Below are 12,815 nucleotides of genomic sequence, written 5' to 3' on the forward strand. Positions count from 1 at the left end.
TTCCTAACGCTGATGCTTGTCTTCCTTTCGCTTGCCCAGCAGCAGCTTTCGCTCGAGATGGGCTCGCAGGTCGCCGTAATACGCGGTCAGGAACGGGCGGGCATCATGCGCCTGCGGCGTTGAGCCGATCTTGCGTCCGATCGTCTCAGCCACCGCCCGCAGCGCGAAATAGTCGTCGCGGCGCAGCACCTCCTCCAGCTTGTGCAGTTCGGCGATGCCATAGGCATCGAGCTGGGCGTGGCTGAACTGAAAAGTCCTGGCGACCGGATCTTTTCGTGCCGACAAATCCTCCATCAGCGTGCGCTTAGGCGCCTCGACGACCCAGGTTCCCGCCAGGAGGTCGCCAATCCGCAACCGGTCGCGATTGAAAAGCGGGAACAAGGCGAACAGCAGGGTCCATACCAGTCCAAAAACTGTCGTCAGCGTATCGGCGACGCCCATCCCACTGCGTCCGGCGATAATCGACAGCGGCAGAAAGACCTCGATCTCGCGCATCAGATTGCGGGCGATGACCTGATCGACCGACAGGCCGGCTCCGTTGCGTGACGCCACCCTGATGCCGATGATCCGCTTGCCGGGGGTCGACGCGCGCCGGCCCGCCTCGAAGGCGATGAAATAGACGTTTCGCAGAAAAAAGATCGCGATGATCCAGACGATGAAAAGCGGCTGCAATTTATCAGTGCCGAAACCTGTTACCCCGAACAGCGCAACAATCGTGACGGCGATTGCAGCCGTGGCGATAAACACGACATCGAGCAGGAAAGCGGCAGCCCGTGTGCCGGCGTCGGCCAGCTTTATCTGGAGGTCGACACCTTCAGGCGTGATCAGCGAGCGCATTGTCGCCAGCGCGGCGCGTCTAGCGGTCGCCATTGCGCACCACCTGGAACAGATAGAAGTAGCCGATCCACAGTGCGAGCATGCCGGTGCCAATGGCATAGCGGGTGACGTCGCTGGTGATCGTCTGCCTGCCGATGCCCTCGAGCAGTCCGGCAAACAGCAGCATGACCGAAACGCCGACCATCGCGGTCGCTGCGATGCGTCCGGCATGGGCGGCTGCCGTCATGCGGGGCAACTCGCCGGGAAAGGCGATGCGCGTCCCTATCCGCATGCCGGCTGCGCCGGCCAGTGCGATGGCGAACAATTCGGTGGTGCCGTGAATGGCCAGCCAGCCGCCAAGTTCCATGCCAAGCCCCTTTGCCCAGTAGACCTGGAACATCGCTCCCAGCATGCAGCCGTTGAACAGCATCAGCAGCACCGTCGGCACGGCGAAAGCAAACCCAAGCGCGAAGGCGAGGATTGCGACCTGGACGTTGTGGGTGAAAAGATAAGCGGCAAAGCCTGAGAGAAAGCCATTGTCGCCACCATAAAGCATGCTGCGCAGCATCTCGGCCGAAGCGTCGGGGCCACGGCCGGCGGCCAGGCCCGACGGGATGATCGCGTCGAACCAGCCCTTGTCGGACGCTACCAGCCAGGCGCCGGCGCCGATGCCGACAAACATCAGCGCCACCGACACCAGCGTCTCGCGCCACAAATCGCGGATGGCACCGGGCCAGTCGTGCAGGAAGAAATCGCCAACACGCTGCGGTAGTCCGCGGCGTGCCCCATAGAGATAAAAATATCCCCGCAGCGACAGGGATTCGAGATAGGCGATCAGTGCGCTGTCGAGGGATGTCGCTCTCGCCACCGAAAGCGAAGACAATGCCGACCGGTAGAGCAGCGGCAGCGACAGCAGCTCTTCTTCCGACAGTGTTCGCGGCGCGCGTTTCTCGACGCGGGTGAGAAGCGCCTCGAACGCCTTCCAGTCGGCCTCGCGCTCCCGACGGAAGCTGGCCAGCGACTGGCGTACGGCATCGCCGCGTCGAGCATCGCCGGGTACTGGCGCAGTCACAACAAATCCTCGCGCTTGAACTGCAGGTAGCGCTCGACCAGCGCCGGCCCCAGCCTTTGATGGTCGGCTTCGATCACATGCGCGCCGAGCAGCCGCAACCGGCCGATGACAACCTGCCTTTCGCGCAAAAGCCCGCCGGCGACGACGGCGCGGGCGACATTCTCGCCTGATGAAGGCGGCATGTCGGCCAAACTCTCCAATTCGACATCCCTGATCATCATGAACAGCACCAGATGCCGCTCCGTGAGCCGGCCGACGGTGCGCAGCATCAATTCCGCGCTGATCGGATCGACGAAGTCGGTGAAGATGATCACCAGCGAGCGCCGGTCGAGCCGCGCCGCAAGCGTGGTCAGCGCCAGGGTGAAATTGGTTTCCTCGTTGGAATAGTCGATCTCAACCGCCCGCTTCTGGATCATCGCGAAGCTGGCCGAGCCGCGCACCGCGCCGCTGGCGACGCGCGGCCGCGCATCGAAGCTGAACAGGCTGACCATGTCGCCGCCCTTGAGCGCAATGAACGCCGACAGCAAGGCGGCAGCCACCGCCCGGTCCACCTTTGGCAGGCCGTCGACCGGCTCGCACATCAGGCGTCCGCTGTCGATGGCCAGCACGATGTTGTTGTTCTCCTCGATACGGAACTCGCGCGCCAGAAGCCTGCCGTGGCGGGCGCTGCGCTTCCAGTCGATCATCCGCCGGCCCATGCCGGGCTGATAATCCTTGAGCGCCTCGAATTCCCGGCCCTGGCCGGCCCGGCGCTGCGCATGCCCGTCGGGCAGGGCGTTGCGCTGCAGCAGCGTGATCGCCTGGTCGCGGGCGCTGCGGATGTCGGGCAACACTGCCACCTTGCTTTCCATCGGCAGGACGACCTGGTTCCAGACCAATCCGAACGGCCCGCGCCAGCGCAGCCACAGACGATCGAAGCTGGCGATGCCGCGCCGCAGCGCCTGGAACCGCAGGTCGAGCGATCCGCCATCCTTCGTGGCAGCCAGGGGACCGCCGGTTCCGCCGATCGGCGCCAGGCGCTCATCATGACCGACGCGCGCCTCCAGGGTCGGCGTCCGGCCTGAAAGACGGGCGGCGACATGGACGGTGAACTGGCCGCCGACGCCGACCTGCGGCGGCGCGTGGAGGCTGGCGGCCAGCGATTTCCGCCCGCGTCCGGCCGCGGCGTCCACCGCCAGGAAGGCCAGCAGCAGGCAGATCCACAGCAATCCGAGATACCACAATGACGGCAGCGCCAGCGCGACCAGGAAGGCCGGCACCGCGCCCGCCGCAGCCGCCCACACCGCTCGGCCGCTGGGATAGATCAACGCGGCGCTTCCGTCTGGTCGACCAGGTCGGAGACGATCTGCTCGACCAGTCGGCCATCGATCTGCGCGGCCGGCGACAGGACAACGCGATGGCGCAGCGCCGGCACCGCCAGTGCCTTGACGTCGTCGGGGATCACATAGGCGCGCCCGTCGAGCGCTGCCCGCGCCCGCGCCGCCCTGGCCAGCATGGCGCCCGCGCGTGGGCTGGCGCCAACCTCCAAATCGGCGGTGTCGCGTGTGGCGCGCACCAGCGCCGCGATGTAGCCGACGACATCGTCGACGAGGGTGACGGAGCCGACGGTTTCGAGTGCCTTCTCCAGCGTCTTGCGATCCGTCTGGGCCTTGATGCCGTATTGCGCGATGTCGTGCGAGGCGGAGCCGCCGCCGTGATGGATGATGATGGCCCGTTCCTCCTCGGGACCGGGATAGCTGACCCGGTGCTTGAACAGGAAGCGGTCGAGCTGTGCTTCGGGCAGGGGATAGACACCCTGATGCTCGATCGGGTTCTGGGTCGCGACCACCATGAAGTTGCGGCCCAGCGAATGCGTGGTGCCGTCGAAGGTGACCGCATGCTCCTGCATCGCCTCCAGAAGTGCTGCCTGTGTCTTGGGCGGCGTGCGGTTGATCTCGTCGGCAAGCAAAAGTTCGCAGAAGATCGGACCGCGCGTCAGCGTGAACTGTCCAGTTTGGAAATTGTAGATGTTCGATCCGACGATATCGCCAGGCATCAGGTCCGGCGTGAACTGGATGCGCCCGTAGGCGACACCCAGAGCCTGCGCGAAGCAGCGCGCGGTCATTGTCTTGGCCGTGCCCGGAGGGCCTTCCAGCAGGATATGCCCGCCAGCGAACAGGGCGGTCAGCATCAGGTCGACCGTGTCGTGCTGTCCGGTGATCGCCTTGGCCACTTCTTCCCTGATCCGTGTCGCCAGGGCCTTTACATCATCGACGTTCACCGAGCCTCCTTGCCGTCCAATCGTGCAGCCGCTCGGCTGCCTCGTGCATTTGCGTCAGGTTTTTCGCCTCGCCGGCGGCTTGCGCCCGCGCGGTGAATCCGCTGACTTCGTCCTTATCGCGAGAATCGAGCCAGCGGTCGAGCGCTTCGCCATGCAGCCCCTGCGGCGCTCCCAGTAGTGCGCCGGCGCGCACCCGCATCAAGGCCGCATAGCGGCCTCCAAGTTCTTCGAGCCGCCCGGCGCGTCGCAGCAGCATCGCCGTCGTATCCACCAGCGCACGCTTGCCGAAGGCAATGGCGCGCTGCTCGGCGCGCGGCGGGCCGAAACGGCCGAGGCCGCGCAGGAAAGCCAGCGCCGCCGCGGCCAGGATCGTCAGCGTCAGCGCCAGGAACGGCGGTTCGACCAGGAGCTTGGCAAGGTCGTATTTTCGCCCCGCGCCATGCAGCGTGAGATCGAACATGACCGGGCCGGCGCGCACCGAGGCGATCAGGTCGAGCGCCGCCGCAGCCTTGTCCGAGTCCTTGAGTGACGCATTGTTGATCAGGTCGGGGTCGCTCAGAATGTAAAACGGCTTGTCGTCGAGTTTGGTAAGGACGGCGCTGCCGTTGCCCGCCGCTATCAATGGGTGGTCATCCGCTACCCATTGCAATTCATCAGGGGCATCAATGACCCGGCCCTCGATGTCGAGTTGCTCGACCGTGCTTTTGCCAACACCGATCTTTCCCTCGGCGATCCGGCCGAGCCATTGGTTCACCACGGCATCGGGCAATCGCCCGAATTTCATCTTCCATCCTTCGTGCTCCTCCAGCGGCAGGGTCTGCCATTTGGGCAGCACGAAAAGGGTATTCAGGTCCTGCCGAAGTTCGAGGATGCGGTCGAGCGCGGCGGGATCGCTCTCGGGTGAAATGGTGACGATCAGCAGCATGTCGGTGCCGAGATCGTCCTCGGTTCGTGCCATGGCTGGCGGCTCGCCGGTGAGCCGCAACCATTCGGTCAGGCCGGCATAGCCAACGCCGCTTTTCGACAGCGGCGTGGCGCTGCCATTGCCGGGTTGCCGGAAGTCGGGCGCATAGGTGGACAGCAGGAAGAAACCCGCTGCCGCAAGCAGGCTGGCGAAAATGCCCCAAAACAGCGTTCTTCGATTGAATGGTTCCTGCGCGGTTGGTTCGATCGTCGCAGCGCTCATATCCAGGCATCCCGGAAGACGAACCGCTCATAGGCGCCGCGTGCTTGCCGCCAGCCTTCGGCGCCGACCGGCCTGCGCGCGAACAATGCGGCTTCGACGATGCGTGCGATCTCGGTAAACGCCGCGCGGGCCTTGGCGGGAACCGAAGCAGCAGCGGCGATGTCGCGCGCCGTGAGCGACGGGCGCAAAAAATCCGGCAGCCGGCCGGCAATATCGGCGACGCTGCGCCGAAGCAGGAGATGAACCGCTTCGTCATAATCGCCTCGCGCGGCCAGCGAGTCGGCTTCCGACAGCAGGATCTGCGCGGCGCCGGCGTCGGGACGCCATGCTTCCTCCGCCTCGGTTTCGCGCCGCGCGCGCTGCCATGGCAGGCGCCAGGCGAGACCTTTCATCTCGAGAAAGACCAGGAGCAGGATGATCGCGGCACCTGATATCACCGCCCCCCAGAACAGATAGATCATGTAGGGACCGAGCGACGACAACAGGTCCAGCAGCGGCTTCAGCCAGTCAGGCGGCTGCGGCGGCACATAGGCCGGCAGGCCGAACTGGATCGACTTATCCGAGATCAACTGCTGATGCGCTTTTGCCAGCCATTCGGCTTCCGCTGTGCCTGGCTGTGCCACTGCCAACCGTCCCCTGCAACCTGTGGTTCCAAGTCGACACTGGCAATGCACAGCGGCAATTGCAAGTGGGCTAGACGTCGATCTCCAATGTTGGCACATTTGATGCGGGGATCACCAGCCGATATGCGGCGATTGAGCGAGGGGACGCATCATGGTTTCAACGACACTGGAACGACCGGACAAGTTTCGCATCGGCAGGGTTTTCAACGACAGCTTTGCTGTCATCAGCCGCAATATCGTGCTTTGCCTCGGGCTGGCGGTGTTGTTTTCAGGCTTGCCGACGTTGCTCTACCAGCTTTGGCTCTGGAAATGGGCAAGCGGCACCGAGACAGGCACTCCGGAGTTCTCGGCCCAACGCGTTATCGTTACAATCCTTGTCGTGCTGGCTTCCATGGTGTTGGCAGCGATCTTGCAGGCGACGCTGGTGCGCGCGGCCATCGAGGATCTGAACGGCAAGCGGCCATCAATGGGCGACAGCCTCAAGATGGCAATCTCCCTCCTGCTGCCGGTGATAGGCATCGCAGTACTGGTCTCTCTTGGCGCGGGATTGGGCTTCATGCTGCTCATCGTCCCCGGCATCATCTTATGGCTCCGCTGGTCGGTCGCCGTGCCGGTTCTGGTTCAGGAACGGCGGGGGGTGTTCGGCAGCATGAAGCGCAGCCGCGAGCTGACCAAAGGGAGCCGCTGGGCGCTGTTCGGATTCTGGATTGTCCTGATCATAGCAGTGATCGTCATCCAGCTTGTCTTGAGCCAAGTCGTCATGGTCTTTGGCGTGACAACGGCTCTCATCCTGGATGCTCTGGTGACATCCGTCGTATCCGTGGTGACCTCGGTTGCGCCGGCGGTCAGCTATGTCGAGTTGCGGCAGGTCAAGGAAGGCACCAGCGTCGACGAACTGGCGGAGATCTTCTCATAGCGGCAAGGCCGCATCAGGATCGACGTCATGGTTTCAACGACACTGGAACGACCGGACAAGTTTCGCATCGGCAGGGTTTTCAGCAGTAGTTTTGCGGTCATCGGCCGCAATCCGGGTCTGTTGGTCGGACTGGCGGCTCTTTTTTCCGCCCTTCCGGCACTGGTGCTCAACCTTTGGAATTACAGAAATCTTGCCAACCTTGATTTTGCCGATCCCGAAAGCATGGCGGTTGCCGATCCATCGGCGGTTCTAGGCAACTCGCTAATATCGATGGCTTTTGGCTTGATCTATTTTGTGCTGGCTTTGTTGTTTCAGTCGTCACTGGTAAGGGCGACGATAGAAGACTTGAACGGCAAGCGCCCGGCAATCGGTGACTGCATCCAGATCGCCTTGCGTTGCATGTTCCCGACGCTCGGGATGGGTCTGGTTGTCTTCCTCACCATGATCCTCGCGTTAGGGGTGACGATGTTCGTGGCTGGCATGCTTATCCCCGTTTTTGGAAACATCATTGTGTTCATCGCGTTCATCGCGTTGGTGGTTCCAGGCATCATGTTGTTCCTCGGTATATCGGTTTCCGTGCCCGTGCTGATCCAGGAGCGGCTTGGCGTGTTTGGTTCGATGTCGCGTAGCCGTGCTCTGACGAAGGGCAGCCGCTGGTCATTATTCGGTCTTTTGCTGGTTCTGTTCTTGGCGGCGATTGCCATCCAAATGGCGTTTGCATTGTTGTTTGGATTTACTTTCGCCATTACCGGCAGCCTCTCGACCGTTGGCCTTGTTGTCGGCGCAATCGGAAGCGCGCTTGTTTCGACAGTCGTGTCTACTTTGATGTCGGTTGCCATCGCGGTCAGCTACGTCGAACTGCGGCAAGTCAAGGAAGGCACCGGCGTCGACGAACTGGCGGAGATCTTCTCCTGATGCGAGAGGTCGCCTACCACATCATGAACGAAGCGACGTCCGCGTCGGAGACCTTGCCCGCGGCCACGTCGGCGATCGCCTGGTCGACGATTGCCGCGCCCTCGGCAACCTCGTCCTCGGTCAGCGTCAGCGGCGGCATGAATTCGAGCACATTGGCCTTCAGTCCGACATAGGTGAAGGCAGCACCCAGTTCGTAGCCGCGATAGATGATCTTGGCCGTCGTCGTTGCCGCGACCGGCTCGCGTGTCTTGCGGTCCGTGACCAGGTCGACGCCGACGGCTAGGCCACGCCCGCGCACGTCGCCGATGATCTCATGTTTTGCGCGGAGCGCCCGCAGTGCGTCTGAAAACAGCGTGCCGACGCGCGCCGAGCGTGCGACCAGTCCGTCCGCCTCGATCGTCTTCAGCACGGCGTTGCCGGCAGCCGTCGCAACCGGGTTGCCGGCGGTCGTCTGCAGCGCGAAGGCCGGCGCGTGGTCCATGATCTCCTTTGGGCCGACAACGGCCGAAAGCGGCAGGCCGCCGCCGATACCTTTACCGAAGACGACGAGATCGGGCGTCAATCCTTCGTGCTGGAAACAGTGCATCATGCCGCTGCGGGCCAGCCCGACCTTGACCTCGTCGACGACAATCTTGATGCCATGCCTGCGGCAACGTTCCTGCAACGCCTTGAGGAAGCCGGGCGGCGGCACGATCAGCCCGCCATCCGACATCAGCGGCTCGATGAATACTGCCGCGACCTGATGCGACGGACAGGTGGTCTCGAACTGGTAGTCGAGCAGCGAAAGTACGGCCTCGGCACTAAACTGCGGCCGGAACGGATCGGGGTAGGGGAGCAGCAGCAGGCCCGGCCTTGGCAGCGTGTGGGTCATGGCGGTATGGCCGCTGATGCCCATCGAGCCGGAGAGATTGCCGTGATAGGAGCCGATGAAGGAGATGAAGCGCGAGCGGCCTGTGGCAGCCTGCAGCACACGCACCGCGCAGTCATTGGCGTCCGATCCGGAATGGCCGAACCAGACACGCCGCTCACCGTCGCCCGGCGTGATCGCCAGCAGCCGCTCGGCCAGCGAAACCGCTGGTTCGTTGGGGTAGAGCAAGAGGCTGGCGCCGGCCATGTCGCGGATCGCCGCCTCTACCGCCGCGACGATGCCCGGATGGCCGTAACCGAGGATTGCCGGACCGGCTGAGCCGGACAGGTCGAGCAGCGAGCGGCCGCCTTCCTCGATCAGCCGGTTGCCCCGGCCGCCGACGACGCTCAGCGGCGAGAAACGCAGCTTGCCGATCTGGGCGATGGTTACCGCATCGCGCTCGCGCAGATTGCTCATGACGCCTTCTCCTTCTGCTGCGCGGGCAAGACGGCGGCCAGGCGGTTCGCCCATGCCTCGATGCCGGAGCGGCTCGACAACAGATCCTGCCGGATCTCGATGAGGACGGCGGCAATGCCGCGGTCGTCGCCGTGGATGGGCACGGCGTAGTCGGCGTCGCGGCTGATCACGTAAGGCACGTTCGCCGCGACATTGAGCGCTTCGTCGTGGCGCAGGCCGGCAAGGATCGTTTCACCGAAATCGCCGGCGCGATCGTAAAGCACGCCGGCATGCCAGGGCCTGGGAACCCCGAGGAAGACCGGCGTAAAACTATGGATCGTCGCGATCCGTGTCGGCCTGCCGCCCTTCGCCCGGCGGTCGAGGTGGGCGGCCACCCGGTCATGGAAAGGCGCGAACATGATTTCGGCGCGCCGTGCCCGCTCCCCCGGGTCGAGCCCGACATTGCCGGGAATGTCGGTGTCTTCGGACAGGTCAGGAATGCTGCCGCTCGTGCCCAGCGGCCGGTTGAGGTCGATCAGCAGCCGTGAATAGCCGCCGAGGAAGGCAGGTGCATCGAGCAGCACCGACAGACGGCGCGTCACTTCGGCGGCGCCGATATCCCAGGCGATGTGACGTTGCAGATGGCTGATATCGAGCCCCAGCTTTGCATACTCCGCCGGAATGTGGTTGGACGCATGCTCGCACAACAGCACGATGTCAGAGCGTCCATTTTCGGTGAGCACGTCGACGGCAGCCGGCCACTCATTCGCAAGCTTCGCAGCCATCAATAAAGCGTCCGGTAGAGGTCGCAAACAGCCACCGGATCGAGGCCGGCAAGGCGCTCGGTCTCGTGTCGCTTGAGCCCGACGAAGGTCTCGACGAACACCGGCGCGAACCACCCGGTGACGGTGCTGTCGGCGGTGAGCGCGTCGAGCGCCGCCGGCAGGGTTTCCGGCAGGCGCACCAGACCGAGCTTCTTGCGTTCCGCCTGGCTCATCAGCGTCGGGTCGCCGGTGACCAGCGGCGGCGTCGGTAGCTTGGCCTTCAGCCCTTCCAGCCCCGCGCGCACGATTGCGGCCAGCGACAGATAGGGATTGCCGGTGGCGTCGGCGGCCCGATATTCGATGTTGTATTGCGGCGCCGGATCGCGCCCGCCGATCGTCACCGTCGGGCAGATGCGCAGGCTAGCCTCGCGGTCGCGATCGGCAAGCCAGGTGTAGGACGAACTCCAGCTATGCGGCTTCAGCCGGTAATAGGACGACACGCTCGCCGCCGTCATGGCGGTGATCCCAGGCAGATGGCGCAGCACGCCGGCGCAGAAGGCGCCGGCCGGGCTGGAAAGACCGCCCGGTCGCGCCGGATCGTAGGTCACCGGCTTGCCGGCCTCGTCGACGAAGCTGAAATGGATGTGGACGCCGTTGCCGACAGCATCGGGCGCGGGTTTGGGTGTGAAGCTGGCGCGCCACCCGGCATTGCGCGCGACTTCGCGGGTGATCTCGCGGATAGCGACGGCGCGGTCGGCTGCGGCAAGCGCATTGGTTGGCTCGTGCGTCACCTCGAACTGCTCGTTGCCGAACTCGGCGATGACCACTTCGGGCGCGACGCCCGCTTCCTCCAGCGCCGCCATCAGATTTGGCGCAAAGGGATCGGCGCGGCGCAATGCGGCGAACGACAGTGAATGACCCGGCACGAAGCCGGCATCGGCGATGTGGAATTCATGTTCGAAGGCGGCGATGACGGAAAGCCCGGTTGCCGCCTTCAACTCCGCCAGCGCATCGCTGAGCATGGTTCGCGTGCAGCCGACCCAGGGGCTGCCGTCGAGTTCGACAATGTTTCCCGCGACCATGTCGAACGGCGTCACCGACCCGGTCAGCGCCGTGCGAAAACGTGCGTTGAGGTCAGGCACCAGTCGCACATCGCCGGACGAACCCCAGGGATTGGGATCGACGATAGAATTGAACGGGGTCAGCGACAAATTGGCTTGCAGCCAGCCGACGCCGGTGGCAGCGATCTTCTGCAGCCTGCTTTCGACGACGGAGCGGCCGCGCGTGATCGCTGAGAGATCGGTGGTGACGACGGCAACGAGCGGTTCGACGGTCGATGTCATGCGGCTTTTCCCAAGGCTTCGAAGCGGGCGGCGACGGTAGCGGTGTCGGTGATCCAGCAATAGCCGCCGAAGGCTTTCAGCGCATCGTCGTGGCGCTCTTGCGTGGCGGCGGCACAAGCATCCGACACGCAGGTGACGAGATAGCCGCGATCGGCGGCGTCGCGCACCGCCATGTCGACGCACTGGTCGGTCATGATGCCGGCAACGATGAGATAACGCACGCCGAGGTTTTTCAGGACATAATCGATGTTGGTCGAGTTGAAGACGCCCGACGAGGTCTTCGGCAGCATGATCTCGTCGCCGACCGGCGCCAGCGACGGCACCGGCAGGCCTGCCGGCCAGCTGGGCGCGATATGGATCGGCGTCAGCTTGTGGTCGAGCGAGCGATCGCGGCCGTCTTCCGTCAGGCTCTGTATGATGGTGTGGATCACCTCGACGCCATTGGCACGGGCAGCCGCCAGCAGCCGCTGCTGGTTGGGGATCGTCTGCGACGCCGTCTGCCGGTAGAAATAGTGGTCGGGGCCACGCTCCGGATGCGCCGGATCGGCGCCGGGCTCCAGCCAGACACGTTGCATGTCCACCAGCAGCAGCGCGGTTTCGCCGGCCCGGAACGGCTCGTTTCGTTTTGGCAATGCCTGCGTCATGCTTTCTGGTCCTGGTTTACTGATTTGGCCTGGGCTGATCTGGGTTGGGCTGATTTGGGCCCGGGCATCCTGCGCGCCGCGTTTTCTTCGGGGCCGGCACTGTCGAGGGTCACGGCATTGGCATGCCGTACCTCCTCCAATTTTTCGATGCGTTCGCGGGCGACATCACTCAGCGAGGCGACGATCTGGGCGACCAGCGCCTCCATCTGCGCCATCGCCGGCGCCAGCGTGTCATAGGGGGAGGCGACTTCCAGCGGGCTGACGATGGTGACCTCGGCGAGATCGGCGGTCGGCGACAGCCATTGGTCGGTGAACAGCACGATGCGCACGTCGCGCGCCGCCGCCTGCCTGGTGTAGTCGATGACGTCGAACTGGTAGCGGCGATAATCGAAAACGACGAGCACGTCGCGGCGGCCAAGGTCGGCCAGCGTGTCGAAGGCCTGTGCCGACAGCGTGCCGAGGTCGCGCACACCCGGCCTGAATTGCAGCATGTAGCCGGCGAGCATGCCGGCGATGTGGCGGCTGAAACGGCCGCCAAGCATGACCACCTCGCCCTTGGTCTCCATCAGCAAACGAGCGGCGCGCTCATAGCTCTGCAGCGGGGTCAGGCTGACGGATTTCTCGAGCGCGGCACCGACGGAGCCGAGATAGGCGAGGATGGCGCTGTCTTCCGCGCCTGTCGGCCGCTTGGCCTCCATCATCAGCAGCGGCGAATGCAGTCTGGCCTCGACTTCGGCCAGAAGCTTGGCCTGGAAGTCCGGAAAGCCATCATAGCCGAGCTTCACCACCAGCCTGACCACGGTTGGGTCACTGACGCCCGCGCGCCGGGCGAGTGACGAAGCGGTGCCGAGGCCAGAGGTCGGATAGTCGGTCAGAAGCAGCCGGACGATCTTTTCCTCAGACGGCGTCAGCGCAAGGTGCCCGCGCATCAGAACATCGCGTATCGCCATTGACCTCCCCAAAATTCGCGCTG

The 12,815-nt window shown here is 64.3% G+C and carries 13 protein-coding genes; 2 read left to right on the forward strand and 11 right to left on the reverse strand.

The genetic code is table 11. The features are described from left to right. Positions 1–3: 3 nt before the first annotated feature. From AC0L2V_RS03460 to AC0L2V_RS03485, 6 genes are read right to left on the reverse strand one after another with little or no spacing between them, the layout of a single operon-like run. Complete coding sequence (locus AC0L2V_RS03460; RefSeq protein ID WP_473507311.1) at positions 4–870, reverse strand: RDD family protein; 867 nt, start codon at positions 868–870, stop codon at positions 4–6. Next, entirely contained in the window at positions 857–1,888 is a 1,032-nt protein-coding gene (locus tag AC0L2V_RS03465; RefSeq protein WP_473507312.1) for a stage II sporulation protein M, read from the reverse strand. The genes AC0L2V_RS03460 and AC0L2V_RS03465 overlap by 14 nt, the downstream gene beginning before the upstream one ends. Further along, positions 1,885–3,195: a DUF58 domain-containing protein gene (locus AC0L2V_RS03470; protein WP_473519448.1), complete on the reverse strand. Its 1,311-nt coding sequence runs from the start codon at positions 3,193–3,195 to the stop codon at positions 1,885–1,887. Before AC0L2V_RS03470 ends, AC0L2V_RS03465 begins: the two co-directional genes overlap by 4 nt. Beyond that, on the reverse strand, positions 3,192–4,148 hold the full coding sequence (locus tag AC0L2V_RS03475; protein ID WP_473507314.1) for an AAA family ATPase: 957 nt from the start codon (positions 4,146–4,148) through the stop codon (positions 3,192–3,194). The genes AC0L2V_RS03470 and AC0L2V_RS03475 overlap by 4 nt, the downstream gene beginning before the upstream one ends. After that, complete coding sequence (locus AC0L2V_RS03480; RefSeq protein WP_473507315.1) at positions 4,135–5,334, reverse strand: DUF4350 domain-containing protein; 1,200 nt, start codon at positions 5,332–5,334, stop codon at positions 4,135–4,137. Before AC0L2V_RS03480 ends, AC0L2V_RS03475 begins: the two co-directional genes overlap by 14 nt. Then, complete coding sequence (locus tag AC0L2V_RS03485) at positions 5,331–5,957, reverse strand: DUF4129 domain-containing protein (RefSeq protein ID WP_473519449.1); 627 nt, start codon at positions 5,955–5,957, stop codon at positions 5,331–5,333. The genes AC0L2V_RS03480 and AC0L2V_RS03485 overlap by 4 nt, the downstream gene beginning before the upstream one ends. 151 nt (positions 5,958–6,108) lie before the next feature. Between AC0L2V_RS03485 and AC0L2V_RS03490 the strand changes: the two genes are divergently transcribed. Then, positions 6,109–6,873 (forward strand): glycerophosphoryl diester phosphodiesterase membrane domain-containing protein, encoded by a 765-nt coding sequence (locus AC0L2V_RS03490; RefSeq protein WP_473507317.1) that lies wholly within the window; start codon positions 6,109–6,111, stop codon positions 6,871–6,873. A gap of 27 nt (positions 6,874–6,900) precedes the next feature. Further along, positions 6,901–7,788 carry a DUF7847 domain-containing protein gene (locus AC0L2V_RS03495; protein ID WP_473519450.1) on the forward strand — a complete coding sequence of 296 codons (888 nt, stop codon included), beginning with the start codon at positions 6,901–6,903 and terminating at the stop codon, positions 7,786–7,788. Positions 7,789–7,801: 13 nt separating this feature from the next. On the opposite strand, the gene AC0L2V_RS03500 is transcribed toward AC0L2V_RS03495, so the two are convergent. Genes AC0L2V_RS03500 through AC0L2V_RS03520 form a run of 5 tightly spaced genes read right to left on the reverse strand, consistent with a single transcriptional unit; the run spans position 7,802 to position 12,792 of the window. After that, complete coding sequence (locus tag AC0L2V_RS03500) at positions 7,802–9,112, reverse strand: aspartate aminotransferase family protein (RefSeq protein ID WP_473507319.1); 1,311 nt, start codon at positions 9,110–9,112, stop codon at positions 7,802–7,804. Next, positions 9,109–9,876, reverse strand: coding sequence for an N-formylglutamate amidohydrolase (locus AC0L2V_RS03505; protein WP_473507320.1), 768 nt, complete (start codon positions 9,874–9,876; stop codon positions 9,109–9,111). The genes AC0L2V_RS03500 and AC0L2V_RS03505 overlap by 4 nt, the downstream gene beginning before the upstream one ends. Next, positions 9,876–11,198, reverse strand: a complete 1,323-nt coding sequence (locus AC0L2V_RS03510; RefSeq protein ID WP_473507321.1) for a type I glutamate--ammonia ligase — start codon at positions 11,196–11,198, stop codon at positions 9,876–9,878. The genes AC0L2V_RS03505 and AC0L2V_RS03510 overlap by 1 nt, the downstream gene beginning before the upstream one ends. Continuing rightward, on the reverse strand, positions 11,195–11,842 hold the full coding sequence (locus tag AC0L2V_RS03515) for a cysteine hydrolase family protein (RefSeq protein WP_473507322.1): 648 nt from the start codon (positions 11,840–11,842) through the stop codon (positions 11,195–11,197). The genes AC0L2V_RS03510 and AC0L2V_RS03515 overlap by 4 nt, the downstream gene beginning before the upstream one ends. Next, the gene (locus AC0L2V_RS03520; protein WP_473507323.1) at positions 11,839–12,792 is read right to left on the reverse strand and encodes a MurR/RpiR family transcriptional regulator; all 954 of its coding nucleotides are present in this window, start codon (positions 12,790–12,792) and stop codon (positions 11,839–11,841) included. Before AC0L2V_RS03520 ends, AC0L2V_RS03515 begins: the two co-directional genes overlap by 4 nt. Positions 12,793–12,815 lie beyond the last annotated feature (23 nt).

It is taken from the genome of Mesorhizobium sp. WSM4814 (assembly GCF_055811595.1).